The 20,264-nt window shown below is 50.0% G+C and carries 19 protein-coding genes and 1 tRNA gene; 6 read left to right on the top strand and 14 right to left on the bottom strand.

Going from position 1 to position 20,264, the window contains the following annotated elements; translation table 11 throughout:
• Positions 1–6: 6 nt before the first annotated feature.
• The 11 genes from KJY73_RS17640 to KJY73_RS17590 form a co-directional block, all read right to left on the bottom strand.
• Positions 7–381: a cupin domain-containing protein gene (locus tag KJY73_RS17640; RefSeq protein WP_214345005.1), complete on the bottom strand. Its 375-nt coding sequence runs from the start codon at positions 379–381 to the stop codon at positions 7–9.
• Position 382: 1 nt separating this feature from the next.
• The gene (locus KJY73_RS17635; RefSeq protein WP_214345004.1) at positions 383–1,657 is read right to left on the bottom strand and encodes an NAD(P)/FAD-dependent oxidoreductase; all 1,275 of its coding nucleotides are present in this window, start codon (positions 1,655–1,657) and stop codon (positions 383–385) included.
• A 62-nt stretch (positions 1,658–1,719) separates the two neighbouring features.
• Positions 1,720–2,391, bottom strand: a complete 672-nt coding sequence (locus tag KJY73_RS17630) for a TorF family putative porin (RefSeq protein ID WP_214345003.1) — start codon at positions 2,389–2,391, stop codon at positions 1,720–1,722.
• A gap of 153 nt (positions 2,392–2,544) precedes the next feature.
• On the bottom strand, positions 2,545–4,050 hold the full coding sequence (locus KJY73_RS17625; RefSeq protein ID WP_214345002.1) for an aldehyde dehydrogenase: 1,506 nt from the start codon (positions 4,048–4,050) through the stop codon (positions 2,545–2,547).
• 17 nt (positions 4,051–4,067) lie between these two features.
• Positions 4,068–4,610: a cupin domain-containing protein gene (locus KJY73_RS17620; protein WP_206593959.1), complete on the bottom strand. Its 543-nt coding sequence runs from the start codon at positions 4,608–4,610 to the stop codon at positions 4,068–4,070.
• Entirely contained in the window at positions 4,607–5,437 is an 831-nt protein-coding gene (locus KJY73_RS17615) for an ABC transporter permease subunit (protein ID WP_206594023.1), read from the bottom strand. The genes KJY73_RS17620 and KJY73_RS17615 overlap by 4 nt, the downstream gene beginning before the upstream one ends.
• A complete protein-coding gene (locus KJY73_RS17610; RefSeq protein ID WP_206593960.1) occupies positions 5,434–6,345 on the bottom strand; it encodes an ABC transporter permease subunit in 912 nt (303 codons plus the stop codon). Before KJY73_RS17610 ends, KJY73_RS17615 begins: the two co-directional genes overlap by 4 nt.
• Before the next feature lie 2 nt (positions 6,346–6,347).
• A complete protein-coding gene (locus KJY73_RS17605) occupies positions 6,348–7,466 on the bottom strand; it encodes an ABC transporter ATP-binding protein (protein ID WP_214345001.1) in 1,119 nt (372 codons plus the stop codon).
• Positions 7,467–7,536: 70 nt separating this feature from the next.
• The gene (locus KJY73_RS17600) at positions 7,537–8,634 is read right to left on the bottom strand and encodes an extracellular solute-binding protein (RefSeq protein WP_214345000.1); all 1,098 of its coding nucleotides are present in this window, start codon (positions 8,632–8,634) and stop codon (positions 7,537–7,539) included.
• A 68-nt stretch (positions 8,635–8,702) separates the two neighbouring features.
• Entirely contained in the window at positions 8,703–10,064 is a 1,362-nt protein-coding gene (locus KJY73_RS17595) for an aminotransferase (RefSeq protein WP_214344999.1), read from the bottom strand.
• Positions 10,061–10,843: a gamma-glutamyl-gamma-aminobutyrate hydrolase family protein gene (locus KJY73_RS17590; protein ID WP_214344998.1), complete on the bottom strand. Its 783-nt coding sequence runs from the start codon at positions 10,841–10,843 to the stop codon at positions 10,061–10,063. Before KJY73_RS17590 ends, KJY73_RS17595 begins: the two co-directional genes overlap by 4 nt.
• Before the next feature lie 225 nt (positions 10,844–11,068).
• Between KJY73_RS17590 and KJY73_RS17585 the strand changes: the two genes are divergently transcribed.
• Positions 11,069–12,418 carry a glutamine synthetase family protein gene (locus tag KJY73_RS17585; RefSeq protein ID WP_232848718.1) on the top strand — a complete coding sequence of 450 codons (1,350 nt, stop codon included), beginning with the start codon at positions 11,069–11,071 and terminating at the stop codon, positions 12,416–12,418.
• Positions 12,419–12,427: 9 nt separating this feature from the next.
• On the top strand, positions 12,428–13,324 hold the full coding sequence (gene speB / locus KJY73_RS17580; protein WP_214344996.1) for an agmatinase: 897 nt from the start codon (positions 12,428–12,430) through the stop codon (positions 13,322–13,324).
• Positions 13,325–13,326: 2 nt separating this feature from the next.
• Here the strand turns inward: speB and KJY73_RS17575 are convergent, their stop codons facing one another.
• Positions 13,327–13,935 (bottom strand): TetR/AcrR family transcriptional regulator, encoded by a 609-nt coding sequence (locus KJY73_RS17575; RefSeq protein WP_214344995.1) that lies wholly within the window; start codon positions 13,933–13,935, stop codon positions 13,327–13,329.
• 6 nt (positions 13,936–13,941) lie between these two features.
• Positions 13,942–15,225: an NAD(P)/FAD-dependent oxidoreductase gene (locus tag KJY73_RS17570; protein WP_214344994.1), complete on the bottom strand. Its 1,284-nt coding sequence runs from the start codon at positions 15,223–15,225 to the stop codon at positions 13,942–13,944.
• 159 nt (positions 15,226–15,384) lie between these two features.
• Between KJY73_RS17570 and KJY73_RS17565 the strand changes: the two genes are divergently transcribed.
• Positions 15,385–16,719, top strand: coding sequence for a glutamine synthetase family protein (locus KJY73_RS17565; protein ID WP_206593969.1), 1,335 nt, complete (start codon positions 15,385–15,387; stop codon positions 16,717–16,719).
• A gap of 68 nt (positions 16,720–16,787) precedes the next feature.
• Here KJY73_RS17565 and bfr read toward each other — a convergent pair whose 3' ends face one another.
• Positions 16,788–17,255, bottom strand: a complete 468-nt coding sequence (gene bfr, locus KJY73_RS17560) for a bacterioferritin (RefSeq protein WP_214344993.1) — start codon at positions 17,253–17,255, stop codon at positions 16,788–16,790.
• A gap of 452 nt (positions 17,256–17,707) precedes the next feature.
• On the opposite strand from bfr, the gene KJY73_RS17555 reads away from it, so the two are divergent.
• The 3 genes from KJY73_RS17555 (at position 17,708) to nusA (ending at position 20,260) form a co-directional block, all read left to right on the top strand.
• Positions 17,708–17,784: transfer RNA gene (locus KJY73_RS17555), tRNA-Met, on the top strand.
• Between the two features lie 455 nt (positions 17,785–18,239).
• Entirely contained in the window at positions 18,240–18,698 is a 459-nt protein-coding gene (gene rimP, locus KJY73_RS17550) for a ribosome maturation factor RimP (RefSeq protein WP_206593971.1), read from the top strand.
• A 68-nt stretch (positions 18,699–18,766) separates the two neighbouring features.
• Positions 18,767–20,260 (top strand): transcription termination factor NusA, encoded by a 1,494-nt coding sequence (gene nusA, locus KJY73_RS17545; protein WP_214344992.1) that lies wholly within the window; start codon positions 18,767–18,769, stop codon positions 20,258–20,260.
• The last annotated feature ends 4 nt before the right edge of the window (positions 20,261–20,264 follow it).

The following is a 20,264-nucleotide window of genomic DNA, read 5'->3' as shown; positions in this document are numbered from 1 at the left end:
GTTTGTTTAAGTTGTTTCTGCCGTTGTTGGGGGCGTTGCTTCATATATTACATAGAGTTTTTTGCATGGTGTCAGACTGTGCCATATACCGCTGAACCCAGCCGGGATCACAAAGTGCTCACCGGCGAGGATCGGGGTTTTATTGCCTTGATCATCTTCCAGTTCAACTCGACCTTCCAGCAGTTGGCAGTATTCATGTTCGCTGTAGCTTACTCGCCAACTACCCACCTCACTGCCCCAGAAACCGACATGAAATTGATTGGTCGGGTCGGAGTAATGATTCGCAATATATTGGGTAACCGGGCCACTCAACTGTTTTTCCAGCGGAGTGGGGTAGCTGTCAAAACTGCTGTCTGTGCTGGTGAATTTAATGACTGACATCTTAGATCCCCAATTTGTCACGCAGGTTGTAATAAGCAGCACCTAAGGCCGTAAATGGAATCTGTAAGGCCCGCCCGCCCAATAGGGGTAAGTGTGGTAACTTGGCAAAAACGTCAAAGCGACCAGCCTGACCTGTCAGGGCTTCGGCGGCAACTTTACCGGCCAGGTGAGTGCAGGTGACTCCGTGGCCACTGTAACCTTGCATGTAGTAGATGTTGTTGTCCAAACGGCCAAATTCAGGTAGCCGAGATAAGGTCAGTAAGAAATTCCCTGTCCAGCTAAAATCAATTTTTACGCCTTTCAGGCTGGGGAAGGTGGCCTCCAGTTTGGGCCGAATCAAACGTTCTATATCGGCCGGATCGCGGGCACCGTACACCACGCCGCCGCCGTAAAGCAGTCGATGATCTGCCGTGGTACGATAGTAATCAAGCAGGTAATTGCAGTCTTCTACACAATAATTGGCCGGTAAAAGTTCGCGACAACGTGCTTCACCTAATACTTCAGTGGTAATGATTTGCGTACCACAAGGCATATTGCGTTTGCTTAGCTCAGGCAGCACATGGGTAAGATAGGCATTGGCACCGACGACCAGATAACGCGCGTTAACTGAACCCAGTGCAGTATGCACTTGCACGGTTTTACCCCGTTCCACCCGAGTGACCGGGCTTTGTTCAAATATTTGTCCACCCAGAGATTGAATAGCGCGGGCTTCACCTTGCGCCAGCTTCAAGGGCTGGATATGTCCGCTTAAACCATCACTAAGCCCACCGACATAGCGGTCGGAACTGACGATATCTGCCAGGGCATTACGATCTAACAGGGTGAGCTGCTGATTACCGTGTTGCTGCCATAAACGTTGCTGCGCCTCAAGATGCTGCATCTGTTTGGCATTCATGGCCACGAAGGCACCACCGGGCACATAGTCACAGTCAATTTGGTATTGCTCGATTAGCTGGCGGATAATCTCGCCCCCTTCGAACATCATGGCGGCCATGGCGTCACCAGCAGCCTGACCGTAGCGTGCGGCAATATGATCCACATCTCGGCTGTAGCTGTTAACGATTTGCCCGCCATTACGGCCACTGGCACCAAAACCAATACGGTTGGCTTCCAGCAAAACCACCTTCATTCCGGCTTGAGCCAGGTGTAAAGCTGATGATAAGCCGGTAAACCCCCCGCCTAAGATACATACGTCGGTATCCAGGGTACCCTGCAATTTGGGGTAATTGGTACTACCGGCATTAAACTGATAATAGCTGCTGACAAGTTCACCCATTATTTACCTCCCAATGGGGAAACCAGGCCCGATTGGGCCTGGCAAACGGCTAATCGGAGCGACTAGAAGTTGTAGCTGACGCCCAGGGTGAACTTGGATGAGTCGTCACCATCCAGGTCGTTGTACCAGGCGCTGACATCAAAAGAGAAGTTGCCATAGTCTTTAAGCACAGACAGGCGACCCCAGTCATAGTCTTCATCTTCGCCATATTCTTCCCAGCCCTGGCGGCCGTACTCGAGCTCCAGTGAGAGGTCTTCCTGAATGCTGAAACTGGCCACAACTGACATATGCAGGGCATTCATGTCTTCATAGGCGCTGGAGCCTAAAGAATCATTGGTGTAATCAAGATTCACACCCAAGCTGAAATTATCTGACAGAGCTTTGCTTAGCCCGGCGTGCAGTTCCATGTAGTTGTATTCGTTTTCATCCAGATAGGCGTAGTAAACTGCCATGAGGTCATATTCCAGCCCTTCAGACAATTCGCCGGCATAGCCGACGAACAGATCCACTTCTGTGTCATCTGTTACTGGGGATGCCCAGACTCCGGCATACCAGCCGGAGTTTTCCGAACTCCAATCAAGGCCAGCCTGAATGGCTGGGTCCTTGTCGTTCAGACTAAGGCCCCGGAACATATAGTCCGAAGTCAGTGTGACATAGCCGCTGACCTCGGCATTGGCCAGCGCCGGTAGAGCAAGAAGCAGGGCACTTGAGAGTAATTTGGTTTTGAGTTTCATCCTGGTTTCCTTCAATACATTATTGTTAGAATCTAGACGGGACAACTCACTCCGCCTTGGATTGGGACAGTTTCCCAATGGTCTTAATGTCAAAGACAAGATGACCGGGTTCGTTTTTAAACCTTTGCTATTTGCGACTGATTTCCTGATTGATCAAAGCTGGATCCATGTAGTTTTCAGCTCAGTGTATTTATCTAACGCATGAAGGGATTTATCCCTGCCGTTTCCGGATTGCTTAAAGCCACCAAAAGGCACCGTCATATCCCCGTCGTTATAGTTATTTATCCACACTGAACCGGCTCGCAGTTGTTTGGCGAGTTTATGGGCGCGTGACAAATTGCCAGTCCACAGTGCCGCGCCCAGACCGTAGTCGGTGTCATTGGCGATTTGAATGGCTTGCTGCTCATCGTCAAAGGGGATCACCGCCATCACAGGGCCGAAAATCTCTTCTCTGGCAATACGCATCTGGTTATTAACACCGGTGAAAATGGTGGGCTCAACAAAAGCCCCCTTGTCAGCATCAAGCGCCGCCTCGCCACCTAAGGCTAAAGTGGCACCACCTTGCTGGCCCCATTGAATGTATTGCAGCACATTGCCCTGATGCTGTTTATCCACCAAGGCCCCCATATTGGTGGCGGGATCTAAGGGGTCGCCGGGTTTGAAATAGCGACTGGCTTCCACGACTTTTTGTACAAACTCATCGTGAATACTGCGTTCCACCAACAAACGGGTGCCGGCCACACATACTTCGCCTTGATTGTAGAAACAGCCAGATGCGGCGCTGCGGGCGGCCTTATCCAGATCTGGGCAATCGGCGAAGATAATATTCGGGTTTTTGCCACCAGCTTCCAGCCAAACCCGTTTCATATTGGATTGACCGGCATATTCAAGTAGGGTGCGGGCGGTACGAGTAGAGCCGGTAAAGGCCAGGCAATCAACCTGCATATGCAGCCCCAGCGCTTTGCCTACTGTGTGGCCAAATCCTGGCACCACATTAAAAACACCGTCTGGAATACCGGCTTCACTGGCAAGGCGTGCCAGAAAAATCGCGGTCAGTGAGGATTTCTCCGAAGGTTTGAGTACCACAGAGTTGCCCGCCGCCAATGCCGGGCCAATTTTCCAGCAAGCCAGCCACAATGGAAAATTCCAGGGAGTAATAGCCGCTACCACACCAATAGGCTCGCGGGTGATGGTGGCCAGCACATCATCTTGGGTGGGGGCTACTTCATCATAGATTTTGTCGATGGCTTCGCCGTGCCAGCGAATCACATCGGCGCTACCCGGCACATCCACATGAAAACTCTCGCTGATGGGTTTGCCCATATCCAGGGTTTCCAGCGCAGCAAGCTCGGTTTGGTTTGCCTCCATTAAGGCGGCTAGTTTAATCAGTGTCTCTTTGCGTACTTTAGGTGACTGATTTCGCCATACGCCAGACTCAAAGCTTTGTCTGGCGGCACTGACCGCCATCTCAACATCGGCTTCATCACATTCAGCAATTTGTGCAATGACTTCGCCATTTGCCGGGTTAATGCAATCGAAGCTGCGTCCGCTTTGCGCTTGCCTATAGCCGCCGTTAATAAAGGCTCGCCCTTCGATTCGTTGCTGGCTGACAAGCGCTTGGCAATAGGCTTGCCACTGGGCATAGGTTTTGTCGCTCATCGGATTCTCCTTGGGCGTTAAAAACTGGCCGGGGTGACGGCACTGATAATTTTGCATACCTCATTACCCCGGTTAACAAACTGGTGGGGCAACTGGGTATTCAAATAGTAGCTGTCTCCGGCTTTTAATTGATATTCCTGATGGCCCTGCAATATGGTCAGTTCACCACTTAATACTGTGCCAGCTTCCTGACCTGGATGACTTATCCATTCTTCGCCGGTACCACTGCCCGGCGGATACACTTCCTGCAGAAAGGTCAGCTGCCGGTCGGCCTTTTCTGCCCCAACCAGCAGATATTGCACACCGTCACTACCTATGTCTGTCAGTTCGTCGGGGCCATAAACAAGCTTGTCCTCTTCGACAAAATCATGGGTAAAAAACTGACTAAGCGGCATCGACAGCCCGTTTAGTATCTTGTGCAGATTACTAATAGACGGGCTGACCGCATCCCGTTCAATCATCGACAGCGTGCTGTTGGGCAGATTGACTAGCTTGGCCAACTCCCGCTGGGACAGGCCTCGCTGCTTTCTCAATGCTTTAATACGCTTACCGACTTTCATGATTGTGACAACGCCCGTTGGTCGCGCAGCCGGGCTTTCTCCACCCGTCTGGCGTAGTACCAGGAGGCAAACACCAAACTGGTGACAATACCAATAATGATGGTTGCCAGGGCGTTGATTTCCGGACTGACGCCCAGTCGCACAGAGGAGAAAACCACCATAGGCAGGGTCGTTGAGCCTGGGCCGGAAACGAAGCTGGCAATCACCAGATCATCCAGGCTTAGGGTAAAGGCCAGCAACCAACCCGAAACCAGCGCGGGGGCAATCATCGGCAAGGTAATAGTAAAGAATACTTTAAACGGCGTTGCGCCAAGGTCCTGCGCCGCTTCCTCCACCGACATGTCCATCTCGGTCAGCCTTGAACCTACTACCACGGCAACATATGCAGTACAAAACGTGGTGTGCGCCAGCCAAATCGTTGTCATACCGCGACTTCCCGGCCAACCCACTAACTGTGCCATGGCCACAAACAACAGCAACAACGACAAACCCGTAATAACTTCCGGCATAACCAGCGGCGCGGTAATCATACCTCGTAGTAAGGTGCTGCCTTTGAAGCCCTTGAATCTGGCCAGCACAAAAGCGGCCAGGGTTCCCAAAATAACCGCTGCGGTGGCGGAGAAAAAGGCAATTTTCAGGCTGTTGGCCACTGCGTCTAACAGCTTCTGGTTGTCCAGCAGTGCTCCATACCATTTGGTCGAAAATCCCGCCCAGACTGTAACCAGGCGTGATTCGTTAAATGAATAAATGACCAAAATCAGCATTGGTGCGTACAGGAACGCCAATCCCAGCCACAACATCATCTTACTGAAGGAAAAACGCATCAGGCTTCCTCCGTTTGACGATTCTGGATGCGGTCAAACCACATAATAGGAATGATCAGCAACGCCAGCATGACAATGGCGACAGCCGAAGCGACCGGCCAATCACGGTTGTTGAAGAACTCTTCCCATAGCACCTTGCCTATCATCAGGGTCTGCGGGCCCCCCAGCAGTTCAGGGATGACAAACTCACCGACGGCCGGAATAAATACCAGCATGCAGCCGGCGATAATGCCTGCTTTGGTAAGCGGCACGATAACCCTGGTCAGGGTAGTGAAGGGCGACGCACCGAGATCCTGAGAGGCTTCCACCAGACTATGATCAAGCTTCATCATATTGGCGTACAGCGGCAGGATCATAAAGGGCAGATAGGCATAAACGATGCCGATATACACGGCAAAATCGGTATGCAGCATGATGATAGGTTCGTCAATAATGCCCAGGCTCATCAGAAAATTATTGATGTAGCCATTGGGCTTCAAAATGCCTATCCAGGCATAGATACGAATCAAGAAAGACGTCCATGACGGAAGAATAACCAGTAACAACAATACATTACGAGTTGATGCCGGTGCCCGGCTGATGGCCAGCGCCATCGGATAACCAATCAACAGGCATAACAGTGTTGAGACAAAGGCGATACGAATGGAGCTTAGATACGCGGTCAGGTACAAATCGTCGTTGAACAGATAGGCATAGTTGCCCAGGTTCAGGTCGATGGTCAGATGGTTGTCTTCATAGGTGACCAAATCTGTGTAAGGAGGAATCGCAATTTCGGTTTCAGCGAAACTGATCTTCAGCACAATAATAAAAGGCACCAGGAAAAACAGCAGCAGCCAGATGTAGGGGATGGCGATGACACCGCTGCGTGGTCTGAACAGCCAGCTTTGCCGGAGGCTTTTGAGCAGTTCCATGCTTATTCCTCCAGCACCACACAGGCATCTGGCGACCAGGAAACATACACTTCCTGTTCCAGTTCAAATGGCAGCTCACGGCGCCTGTCGTTGGTTTGGGTAACTTGAATAAACTGCTTATTGGGTAACAGGATATGATAAATACTGTGCTGGCCCAGATATGCCAAGTCATCAATGATACCCGTACCCCAGTTATACTGTTCGTCCGGCTGTTCTGCGCTGATACGGATTTTTTCCGGTCTGACGGCAACGCTCACCGGGCGGGTATTACCCGGACCACTGATACCGTGGTCTATGTATATGGGTCTGGCCAGGTTTGGCACATTAATAACCACATAGGCTGGCTCTTCTTCCACGATCTCACCGGCGAACAGGTTAACCTCACCAATAAAGTCAGCCACATAACGGCAATTAGGGAATTCATAAATGTCGTGTGGAGAGCCAATTTGCAGAATTTCACCCGCATGCATAATGGCGATACGATCAGCCATGGTCATGGCTTCTTCCTGATCATGAGTCACCATCACGCACGTTACGCCCACTTGCTTGATGATATTCACCAGTTCTAACTGCATTTCACCACGCAGCTTCTTATCCAGCGCCCCCATGGGTTCATCGAGCAGCAGGAGTTTAGGGCGTTTTGCCAGGCTGCGAGCCAGGGCAACCCGTTGACGCTGACCACCGGATAATTGGGCGGGTTTGCGCTGGCGATACTGGGTCATGTGTACCAGTTTGAGCATCTCTTCTACGCGGCTGGCAATGTCTGCCTTGCTTAATTTGTCCTGTTGCAATCCATAAGCAATGTTTTGCTCTACCGTCATATGCGGGAACAGCGCATAGGATTGAAACATCATATTAAATGGGCGGCGATAAGGGGGAATTTGCGCGATATCTTCGCCATTTAACAAGATCTTGCCACCGCTTGGAATTTCAAAGCCGGATAACATGCGCAGCAAGGTGGATTTTCCGCAACCGGATCCGCCTAACAGGGCAAAAATTTCACCCTGATAAAATTGCAGGTTGACGTCACGCACGGCCGGATGGCCGTCAAAATGCTTACTTAGATTTTTCAGTTCCAGCAACACCGGGCTGGGAGAGTTAGAAAGGTGTTTCAAGGTCATCGGTACGGGGATCCTTTATCGCAATTTGTCAGGTCCGGGCAACCCAATGGTGCCCGGACACACCCTATGATTACTTACCGGCCTTCATTTCCGTCCACACTTTATTGGTGGCGCGGGAAACTTTGGCTGGGCGTACTTCAAAGGTATAGAGCTTTTCCATTACCTCGGCAGGCGGGTAAATGGCGGGGTTTCCGGTAATTTCCGGGTCAACCATGCTGGTAGAGGTTTTGTTGCCGTTGGGGTAGGACACATAGTCACTGATACCGGCGATGACTTCGGGCTCCATCAGATAGTTTACGAAGTCGTAAGCGGCCTCAACCTGTTTGGCATCGGCCGGAATGGCCAGCATGTCAAACCACATGGCGGCGCCTTCGTTGGGGATCACGTATCCTACGGTCACACCGTTGTCGGCTTCTTCGGCACGATCAGCAGCTTGGAATACATCACCGCTCCAACCCACAGCTACACACACATCGCCGTTGGCCAGGTCATTGATATATTGAGAGGAATGGAAATAGCGGATATGCGGGCGAATGGATTTTAGCAATTTGCCGGCTTTTTCGATTTCCTTGGTATCGTTAGTATTTGGATCCATGCCCAGATAGTGCAGGGCAGCAGGTACGATTTCAGACGCGGCATCCAAGGTCACTACGCCGCACTCGGCGAGCTTGGAAATGATTTCGGGTTTGAAGATCATATCCCAGCTGTTGACTTCGAAGTCCTCACCTAAAATGGCTTTGACCTTCTCCACATTGTAGCCAATGCCTGTGGTACCCCACAGGTAAGGTACGGCATGCTCATTGCCCGGATCGACTTTTTCCAGTTTGGACATCAGCATAGGATCCAAATGCTTCCAGTTTGGTAGCTTGCTGCGATCGAGTTTGGCAAACACGCCAGCCTTAATCTGACGCCCTAAAAACTGAGCAGAAGGTACCACTACATCGAAACCGGTATTGCCAGTCAGTAGTTTAGCTTCGACTACTTCATTGGAGTCGAATACGTCATACACTACCTTGTTTCCAGATTTCTGTTCATAGTTGGCCACTGTGTCTTCGGCGATGTAATCGCTCCAGTTGTACACATGCACAGTGTCGGCCTGAGCTGCAGCGCAAACCGATGTGGCCAGCACGGAGCCGGCAAGTAACCGCAATTTTGGGGAGAATGTCATTGTTCTTCCTTATTCAATAAGTTGGAGGTTTAGGTCAATCGTGCTGATTTCACTGTTGTCCAGGTTTGTTATTGTTGTAATTGTGCCTGGGCCAAATCCAGTGCTTGCCAGGCTCTCTCAGTTAAGTCCTTGATTTCATTGCGGTCAAGAATGAATGGCGGAGCGATAATCATAGTATCGCCCGTGGCCCTCATGACCAGACCGGCCTGCAGGGACATGTCCCGGCAGACTGTACCGGCACGCCCGTTGCCGGCAAATCGCTGCTTGCTGGATTTATCCTTCACCAGTTCCAGCGCGCCCACTAATCCTTTACATCTGGCTTGTCCCACAAGTGGGTGATCGGCCAGGGGCAGCCAATAATCTCGCATAGCCTGACTTAGCTCATTTTTCACCTTGTCGATATGCCCTTCGGCCAAAATCTCCAGAGTGGCCAATGCAGCAGCGCAAGCTACCGGATGGCCTGAGTAAGTAAAACCATGGGCCAGATCATTGGTATGGGACAGCAGTGCCTCTGACACCCTGTCCGATACCAACACACCACCCAAAGGCACAAAGCCGTTGGTGATGCCTTTGGCAAACACGATAAAGTCTGGTTCAAGTTGATAGAATTGGCTGGCAAACCATTCTCCGGTGCGACCAAAGCCAAAGATGACCTCGTCAACCACCAGTAATACGCCGTACTGCTGACAAATTTCCTGTACGCGCGGCCAATAGCTGTCCGGTGGGATGATTACCCCACCGGCACCTTGAATGGGTTCGGCAAAAAAAGCGGCAACATGATCGGGACCCAAGGCCAGTATTTTTTGTTCCAACTGGTTGGCTGCCCATAGCCCAAAACTCTGCTCATCCATGTCAGCCACGTCTTTGCTGGCTTCGAACCAATAGGGTTGTGGAATATGATGAATTCCTCCCAAGGGTTCAAACTGCTCGTGCATAAAACCCATGCCACCGAGGCTGGCACCGCCAATAGTGCTGCCGTGGTAGGCGTTTTGCCGGGCAATAATAGCTTTTCGTTGTGGCTTTCCTCTGGCATCCCAATAGCGGTGAATTAATCTCAGCACTGAGTCATTGGCTTCGGAACCTGAATTGGTGAAAAACACCCGATTGAGATGTGCAGGTGCCTTGTCACTGATTGCTTGAGCCAACTCAGTAGCGCGCGGATGGGTGCACTGGAAGAAGGTATTGTAGTAGGGCAACTCTTCAAGCTGGGCGGCAATGGCCTGATTGATGCGCGGTTGACTGTAACCCAAGTTGCAGCACCATAACCCGGACATTCCGTCCAATAGCCGATGGCCGTTGGCTTCAAATATATAGGCACCCTGGGCATGACTTATCACCCTGGAGCCCTTGCGATTGATATCTGCCTGGTTGGTAAAAGGGTGCAAGTGATGCGCCGCATCAGCGGCTTGCCATTCTTGTAATGTCTTCATCGTTGACTCCTTTTGTCCCGCCAGGTCTGACAAGCCTCAATAAACCCCGTCAGTATCCGCGCATTTTGAGGATACTGCTCAGGACGCCATTCGGGGTGCCACTGTACGGCCAGCAGAAAAGATGAATGCGGACGCGAAAACGCCTCAATCAATCCGTCTTCGGCTCTCGCTTCAACTTGTAAGCCATGACCTAGCTCTTTAACCCCTTGCATATGAATGGAGTTAACCTGGATGCTTTGTTGTGAAGCGAACCATTCGCTTAGAATTCCTTGGCCACTCAATTGCACAGGATGGGCGGGGGCGTATTGCTGCTCAACTGGCTGTTCCTTGTCTTCTCGGTGATCCATCAGCCCTTTTATTTCATGCAACCTGTGGTGCAGGCTGCCGCCAAAGTAGACGTTGAGTTCCTGAAAACCCCTACAGATACCCAGCATTGGGAGGTCGGCAGTTAAAACACTATCGAATAAGGCCCAGTTGCTGGCGTCACGATGTGGATCGCGCTCGGCGTCATCACCTTCCTGTTCCGCTTCTTCGTAATAGCTGGGATGCAGGTTGGAATAAGATCCTGTTAGCAAAACACCATCCAGCTTCTCTATAAAAGCGGATTTGCATGCTTCCGACAGGGTATGAAAAAGCGCCGGGATAACCAGCGGTACCACGGGCGTATCGCCGTGCATCAAGGCCCGGATATATTTGTCGCCTGACTGATGATAGGCATGAGGACCACGCACTATCAGGTCTGCACAAACACCGATAAATAATGGACTGGCGTTTCGCACTTGTATGGCTCACTGAACAAAATATTGAAACGTTAGGTTCAAGCTATTGGAGTTAATAATAAAGTTCAAGTGGCAATCTGCTGATTTAGTGTGCAAAACATCAAAGCTTAGTTTAACTAATCGTTAACAAAGTGGTGTTTTTCAGGCTGGAATGTCCAATATGCTTTATGTTTAACTGAGATGAACACGAACAAGTGTTCAATATAATAAACGTCGGAGATGATCATGGAGTTAAGCTCCTTTCTTGTCAATTACCCGGATGTAGAAGTTTTTGACCTGATTCTGTCAGATTTAAATGGTGTGGCACGAGGTAAGCGGGTAAAGCGGGATGCCATTGAGTCCGTACTCGAGCAGGGCATGCACATTCCGTTCTCTGTGCTGGCGCTGGACGCATCCGGTGAGACGGTAGAAGAGTCGCAATTGGGGCTGGAGATTGGTGAGCCGGATCGCGTTTGTTATGCAGACTTAAAAACCCTAGCAATATGCCCTTGGCACACTCAATCTGCCGCTCAGGTGCTGTTCAGCATGTACGATTATGAGGGGGAGCCGGTGCTGCTGGACCCTCGTCATCAGGTGAACCGCGCTGTCAGCTTATTTAAACAGTTGGGCATGCATCCGGTGGTCGCGGTGGAGCTGGAATTCTATCTTATCGATGCCGAGCGTACCGAAACCGGCCATATTCAGCCCCCCATTTCTCCCAAAACCGGTAAGCGTGAAGCCAACACCCAATGCCATTCCATGCTCAATCTGGATGATTTTGCTGAATTTCTGTTGGATGTAGATAGTTGCTGCCAGGCCCAGGGCGTGCCAGCGGATACAGCGGTTTCTGAATATGCACCGGGGCAGTTTGAAATTAACCTGCGCCATGGGGACGATCCCTTGCTGGCCTGTGACCATGCCATGATGCTCAAGCGCATCATTCATCAGGTTGCCGAGCAGCATGGTATGCAAGCAACCTTTATGGCTAAGCCCTATGGGGCGTTGGCTGGCAGTGGGCTGCACTTACACGTAAGCCTGGTAGATGAGGACGGTGAAAATCTTTTTGGAGAAGGGGAAGCCGACGAGAATCCCTTACTGCTAAGTGCAGTAGCCGGGCTTTTAGAGACTATGCAGGAGAGCACTGCATTCTTATGCCCCAATATTAATTCCTATCGCCGTATGCAGCCCAATCTGTATGTGCCCATGTATGTCAACTGGGGCATTGATAACCGAACTGTAGCGGTGCGCATACCGCCGGGTGAGCCCCATAGCCGCCGGGTTGAACACAGAGTAGCCGGTGCGGATGCCAACCCTTATATAGCGATGGCGGCGGTGCTGTTTGCCATGTATCATGGTATCTCCAACAAGCTCACCCCACCTGCGCCGCAGGAAGGCAATACGTTCGAGTTCGACAACCCATCCTTACCTTGCCGTTTACCGGATGCACTGTCGCTGTTAAGCGAGTCGGTGGTCTTCAACCAATATTTTGGGGCTGACTTTATCCAAGTCTACCGGGCTTGCAAGGAGCAGGAACTGCTCAAGTTCGAACAAACCGTGACGCTCAAGGAATATGATTTTTATCTCAACACTCTTTGATGCAGATTTATGACCAACGCCAATTATTCGCTTTATCAGCCAGCTAACACCTTTGTATTCGCGTCCAAAAGCAAAATGGATAAGGATACCGACGTGGTCATTGGCGGCGTGCCCTTTGACCTTGCCACGTCTGGCAGGCCTGGGGCGCGCTTTGCACCTACCGCTATTCGCCAGGCTTCCGCCAATCTTGGCTGGGAGCAACGACGTCACCCATGGAAATTTTCCCTGAGACGAAAACTTAAGATTGCCGATGTGGGGGATGTCAATTTCTCCCATGGCGATGCACCCGGCGCCATGCAAGCGGTGCGCGAGCATATTAGTAAGGTCATGGACCTGGGGGCTATACCTTTTACCTTCGGTGGTGACCATTTGGTCACGTTGCCGGTATTACAAGCCATGGTGGCCAAACGGGGCCCTGTGGCACTGCTGCATTTCGATGCACACACCGACGATTATTCAGGTGGCAGTGAGTTCGACCATGGTAGTGTGTTTTATCACGCCAGGGAGCAGGGCTTACTACTAGATGGTAAGGTAATGCAGCTTGGGATCCGCACTGACCATTCCAGCAAGACGCCCTTTGAGGTGATCCCGGCCGAGCAGCTTTGGCATGCCAAGGCAGTGGATATTGCCGAGCGGATTAAGCAAACCATGGGGGATGCCCCGGTTTATCTGACCTTTGATATAGACTGTATTGATCCGGCCTTTGCACCGGGTACCGGTACGCCTGTTATCGGTGGAATCAGCCCGCATTTTATTTTAGAGCTATTGCGCCAACTGCAAGGGCTGAACTTCGTCGGTATGGACGTGGTGGAAGTCTGTCCCGCCTATGATCACAGCCAGATCACCAGCTTGTTAGCGGCCACGCTGACAACAGATATGCTTTATTTATTGGCCAGCCAAAAATAAGCCTAGGTAAAAGACACGACCAGGGTTTGCAGCATACGCTTGAGTTCTTCAAGTGTTTTGCTGCCTCTGGGTTTGGATTGATTGACCACCACTAATAATAAAGCGTGGCTGGTTTCATGAAAGGTTCGGCCAATACGCTGTCGTTCTGTCAACGGCAGTTTTACCCCCATTTTCTCCAGACGATTCGCTACGTGATTGATAACCAGTTCATCATGTTGTTCATCCAATGGCATCAATTGGGGGATGGCGAACATGGCTTGTACCAGATGCAAAATGCCCCGCTGCTTTTTGTATAACTGATGCATATGACTGACAAATAGCTCAGCAAAATCATGCAAGTTAGCCGGTGACTGCTGCTCATCTTGCTTAAGGGTATTTGCCATCTGTTGCAGCCAACGTTGTCCCATCGCATGTAAAATAGCTTCTTTATTGGGGTAATAGTGGTACAGAGTGCCAACTGAAATACCTACATCTTCTGCTATTCGTATGGTAGTAAGTGCCGCAGGTCCGAGTTTTTCTAAAAGCACAGCAGCCACTTCAAGTATCTGTTCCTGACGGGCAATAGAGCGCTTTTGGCTGGGTGATATCCTGGGTGTTAAAGGTTTGCTCATGTTTTATTAGTTTCCAAACTTATCACGCAGCGCATAGTAGAGCATGCCCGCTACCAGGCCGGGATAACGCAGCCACGTACCGCCAGGAAAGGTGGGAGTAGGGTAACGGGCCAACGCATTGAAATCATCCGGCTGACCGGCGATAGCTTGGTCAATCAGCTTACCAGCCAGGGTGGCTAAGGCTACACCGTGTCCTGAATAACCCTGTGCCACATAGATACGATTATCCAGACATTGAAAATGTGGCATACGGTTCAATGTAATGGCCAGAGTTCCTCCCCAGCCATACTCCAGTTCAATTCCCTGCAGTTGCGGAAAGATTTCTTCCAGATAGGGGCGGACAAAGGTACGGATGTCATCCGGGAAGCGCGATGAATAGTTCTCACCGCCACCAAACAGCAGGCGATGATCCGGCGTGGTGCGAAAATAATTAATCACAAACTTTGAATCGGCAACCGCAACATTGTCGCGAATAAGCTGCCGCGCGGTGTTTTCACCGAGCGGGCGGCTAGCCACGATGAAATTATTGATGGGCATAATTTTACCGGCTACTTTGGGAAATAAATCGCCAAGGTAACCGTTACATCCCAGCACCAGTTTACTTGCCATGAGCTGGCCATCAGCGGTATCAATTCTTATGCCTTGTTTAGTGCTGGTTACTTTTGTGGCACGGCTGCGCTCATACAGGCTGGCACCGGCTTGTTGGGCCAATTCGGCCAGCGCAAGAGTGAAATTCAAGGGGTGCAGGTGTCCGGCTCGCATATCCAGTTCGGCACCATGATAGCGTGGACTGGCCAGCATCTGCGACAGCTCATCCCGCTCAATATAGCGGGTATCGTGGTACCCATATTCTTCGTTGAGCTTTCGTACATTGTCACGCATCTCTTTGGCATGACTGGACTTAAAGGCTGTGTGCAAAACACCCGGCACGAAGTCACAGTCAATCTGGTGTCGGTCAATTAAGTTGCGCACCAAATCGATGGAATCAAGCGCCAGTTGCCATAGTTTACCGGCTGGCTCGTGGCCCACTTTAGCTTCGAGCGTGGTTTGGTCCAGCCGCTGCCCCGGACTGACCTGACCACCATTGCGTCCAGAAGCGCCAAATCCGAGGGTTTCTGCCTCCAACAATACGCAGCTTAAGCCTCGTGTTGCGCAGTGCAGGGCGGTAGACAAACCCGTTAATCCGCCACCAACGATACAGACATCAACCTGTTGCTGGCCGCTGAAAGTGGGGCAGTTAACCTGCTTGTTTACCGTCTGTTGGTAGTACTGGTGACGTATGTCTTCCATCCCGGCCTCTTTGTCATAGATTAGCGAGGTAAAGAACCCAAGCAGGTATAAAAATTAGCTTATCTGGCAATATGCCATATTGTTAATTAACACTTTTTACCCTAGCATATCGAATGATAATTCGAAATAGAATTATGAGCACAATCCAACAGGTGATATATGGATGATGTTAAGAAGTGGCTCTCCAGCCATCGCATCTCGGAAGTTGAATGTTTAGTGCCTGATATAACGGGCAATGCTCGGGGCAAATTTATTCCTGCGAAAAAGTTTATAAAGCAGGAAAGCCGCTTACCTGAGAGTATCTTGATTCAAACCGTAACCGGTGAATACACCAGTGAACATTACGATATTGTCAGCGAAACTGACTCGGATATGTTTCTGGAGCCTGATACCTCTACTATTCGCGAAGTCCCTTGGGCTGATGAGCGTACTGCGCTGATTATTCATGACTGCTATTTGTCCAGTGGTCAGCCTCACCCCTTGTCCACACGTAATGTGTTGAAGAAAATTTTGGCGCTTTATCAAAGTAAGGATTTGGTGCCTGTGGTGGCGCCAGAAGTGGAGTTTTTTCTGGTCGCGCAAAATACCGACCCGGACTATGAGTTAACCCCACCGGTAGGGCGCTCAGGACGACGTGAGTCAGCGCGACAAAGCTATAGCATTGATGCGGTGAATGAGTTTGAGAAAATCATTGACCAGATGTACGACTATTGCGAAAAGATGGAGCTGGGTATTGATACCTTGATCCATGAATCCGGGGCGGCACAGTTTGAAGTTAACTTCCTGCATGGCGACCCGCTTAAACTGGCCGACGAAGTTTTTCTATTTAAACGTGTGGTCAGGGAAATTGCCCTGTCGAACGGGGTGTACGCGACCTTTATGGCTAAGCCGATGCGTCGTGAGCCAGGTAGTTCCATGCATATCCACCAAAGCCTGGTAGATAGAAAAAGTGGACACAACGCGTTTTCCACCAAAGATGGCAAGTACTCCAGTTTGTTCTTCAATTATATTGCCGGGTTGCAAAAGTACGGCCCAAGTGCACTTTGTTTCTTTGCGCCTAATGTGAACTCTTATCGTCGTTTCACGCCGGATAATTCGGCGCCGATTAATTTTGACTGGGGATACGACAACCGGACCACGGGATTGCGTGTGCCGGATAGCGAACCTGATGGTTTCCGGGTAGAGAATCGTCTGCCTGGCTCAGATGCCAATCCATACCTGGCTTTTGCTGCAACATTAGCCTGTGGATACTTGGGTATTTTGGAAAATCTTCAACCTCAGCAAGCTAACGAAGGTAATGCCTATACGCAGGAAATCGAGGTCGCCCGCAATCTTGAGGAAGCGTTGCGTTTGCTGGATAAGTGCGAGCCCCTTCGTCACATCATGGGGGAAGACTTTGCATATGCCTACAGTGCCGTTAAGCGTAATGAATGCGAAGCCTTTAATGAGGTGATTAGTTCTTGGGAGCGGGAGTTCTTGCTGCTGAATGTTTAGCGACAAAGGGAATGAAATGAAGCACTGGTTTGAGCCAGTGCTTCACGCTTTATATATCCAGTGATGGATTACATTTGTGATTGCAGATAATTAGGCAGACCAACTAGTTTAATTAAACGTAGTTGTTGCTCCAGCCAGTAAGCGTGATCGTCTTCAGTATCTTTAAGCAAGCCGGTCAGCATATCGCGACTAACATAGTCCTGCTCTTGTTCACACAACTTAATGGTGTCTTTCAGCAAGCGTTGCACGTCGTACTCCAGGTTCAAATCTGCCTGCAGCATGGCGGGAACGTCCTGGCCGATATTCAGGCCATCCCGTTTGGTCATGTCTGGCGTACCTTCCAAAAACAAAATACGCTCGATTAAGGCAGCTGCGTGGCCTTTCTCGTCATCAAACTCGTGGTCAATGCGCTCGAATAACTTGTTCAGGCCAAAGTCCTGATACATCCGAGAGTGAATAAAGTATTGGTCCATTGCTGTCAGCTCGTTGGCCAGCAACAGGTTCAATGCGTCAATGATCTTGGCGTTACCTTTCATTGGTTCAAATCCGTGTATCAGAAAAGATGCCGTCAAGTGTAGTGTAATATTCGAATTATTGGAAATTGTTTATACAAATCAATGTATTATCTAATGATATCAATTCTCGTTGCCACTTCGTTTTGACCTCTTGTGATTCTCGCGCAGACAATCATGGAGTTTGAACTCAATACTGTTTAACAGGAATAAGGCTATTTACTCTTTATTAAAGTAAGAGAGAATCGTTGAAAATCCCCTATGGTCCTTTGGTCGTCTCTTTTATGCAGAGCGGAATCTATTGCTAACTACCGAATTTTGCTGGTTGTTTGTACGTTTAGCTGGTTAATTGAGCGAACGATCCATTGTTTCATTAATATTTCATAATTTGGCTTGCGCGGTCTTCGGGCCTATGTATAATACGCACCATCTTGAGACGGGGTGCTGAAACAGCCCAGACAAGAAAAGACTTCAGACGCGGGATGGAGCAGCCTGGTAGCTCGTTGGGCTCATAACCCAAAGGTCGTCGGTTCAAATCCGGCTCCCGCAACCAACTTGAAAAGCCGACAAGTTAACCCTTGTCGGCTTTTCGCTTACTGAATCCTCGGTAGGCTATACCGGCTGGCTAAGCTAATTGGGCTTAACTTGCAAATTGAGGCGGCGAACTTTATACTTTCGCCGTCGAAATCAGGACGGGCTCCCTCTTCATTGAATAGTAACGTCCTGAATTTCAAGGGGATGAAATACATTTTATGCATTTCTCCAGCAAGCTGTGCCTATATGCAGCTTGTTTCATCATCTTGTAACGATGATGCAGAATACTTGGACTAGAATCCAGACCTGACAAGCCCCGTAAATATCGGGGCTTTTTGTTAGTCTTGGTCCTCAGCGTTCGCTTTATTCCGTCAATGATGAGTAAAGGTAACGTTGGAATACATAGGTTGTAAGGGGCTTGTCCCCGAATATTGTCTGGGCTTTGTGCCCTTTTTTTGTTTTTGGAGCCTGGCTGTGTCAAAACTGGAACATGCCTTAACCGATATGCTGACCCCTGCTGTTGAAGCACTGGGGTTTGAGCTGCTTGGTATTGAATTTGTGCGCGCCGGAAGGCATTCGACCTTGCGCGTCTATATCGATCACCCAGACGGTATTTCGGTGGATAACTGCGCGGATGTTAGTCATCAGGTCAGTGCTGTTTTAGATGTGGAAGATCCGATTTCTACCGAGTATGACTTGGAAGTGTCGTCTCCCGGCATGGACAGGCCGCTATTTAAGGAAGCTCATTACCTTAGCGTAGTGGGAGAAACTGTGTCTGTGAAGCTGAGAATGCCAATGGACAACAGACGTAATTTCAAAGGAAAGGTGCTTGCTTGTGAAGACGGCACCCTGACCGTGGAAGTGGATGGCGTGTCCTATCAACTGGCCATAGCCAATATTGAAAAAGGTAATCTGGTTCCTAACTTCGACTAACGACAACAGAGTCGAAGTCGGCAGGCTGTTTAACCAGCAACGTGGAAGTATTGTGAGGCAACAGGGCAATGAATAAAGAAATTCTATTAGTGGCTGAGGCTGTATCCAACGAGAAGCAAGTACCCAGGGAAAAGATCTTTGAAGCGTTGGAATATGCTATCGCCAGTGCGACAAAGAAAAAGAATGAAGGCGAAATTGAGGTTAGGGTGAGTATCGATCGCGAAACCGGCGATTTTGATACCTTCCGTCGTTGGAGAGTCATTCCTGATGATCAGCACCAGGAGAATCCTTTTGCCGAAATTACGCTGTCTGCAGCGCAGATCGACGAGCCGGAAATTCAGCTTGGCGACTATGTGGAAGAGCAGATCGAGTCCATTGCCTTCGACCGTATTACTACACAAACTGCCAAGCAGGTAATAGTACAGAAAGTACGTGAAGCCGAGCGTGCTCAGGTACTGGCCGAATATGAAGACCGTGTTGGTGAATTGGTCACAGGTACTGTTAAAAAAGTTAACCGCGACAACATTATCATTGACCTTGGCAATAATGCTGAAGGTGTGATTTATCGCGAAGACATGCTACCCCGTGAAACCTTCCGTCCAGGCGACAGAGTGCGTGGTCTGCTTTATGTCATCAAGCCTGAAGCACGCGGTGCACAGCTGTTTGTCAGCCGTTCCAAGCCTGAGATGCTGGTCGAACTGTTCCGTATTGAAGTACCGGAAATAGCTGAAGAAGTGCTTGAAATAAAAGCCGCTGCCCGTGACCCAGGTTCGCGAGCCAAAATTGCGGTGAAGACCAACGACAAGCGTTTAGATCCTGTTGGTGCCTGCGTAGGTATGCGTGGTTCTAGGGTACAAGCTGTGTCCGGTGAACTGGGTGGTGAGCGTGTTGATATCGTGCTGTGGGATGAAAATCCGGCGCAATTCGTGATTAACGCCATGGCCCCTGCCGAAGTCGCCGCCATCGTCGTAGATGAAGACAACCGTACTATGGATGTTGCGGTTGAGGCAGACAATCTGGCTCAAGCCATTGGCCGTAGTGGACAAAACGTGCGTCTGGCCAGTCAACTGACTGGTTGGGAACTGAACGTGATGACGGTGGAAGACCTCAATGCTAAGCACGAAGAGGAAAACTCTAAAGTATTGCAGCGCTTTGTAAAAGGCCTGGATATTGACGAAGATTTCGCTGCCGTACTGGTGGAAGAGGGTTTCACGTCACTGGAAGAAATTGCTTATGTACCAGTCGCCGAGCTTCTGGCCATTGATGGCTTTGAAGAGGAGATGGTGGAAGAGTTGCGTGAGCGTGCTCGCGCCGCATTAACCACGCAGGCGCTGGCAAATGAAGAATCACTGGATAATGCAGAACCTAAGGAAGAACTGCTTAACCTGCCTGGCATGGAAAGACACGTGGCCTTTATTCTGGCCAGTCGCGGTATAACCGATCTGGAAGGCCTTGCTGAGCAAGGCGTCGATGAAATCAGTGATATAGAGGAACTGGGCGAAGAGAAAGCAGCTGAATTGATCATGGCTGCCCGTAACATCGTTTGGTTTAGTGAAGAGTAAGGTC

It is taken from the genome of Bowmanella yangjiangensis (assembly GCF_018531185.1).
GTDB classification, from domain to species: domain Bacteria; phylum Pseudomonadota; class Gammaproteobacteria; order Enterobacterales; family Alteromonadaceae; genus Bowmanella; species Bowmanella yangjiangensis.
The sequence above is the reverse complement of the archived record's forward strand: the minus strand, read 5'-3'. Positions and strand labels throughout refer to the sequence as shown.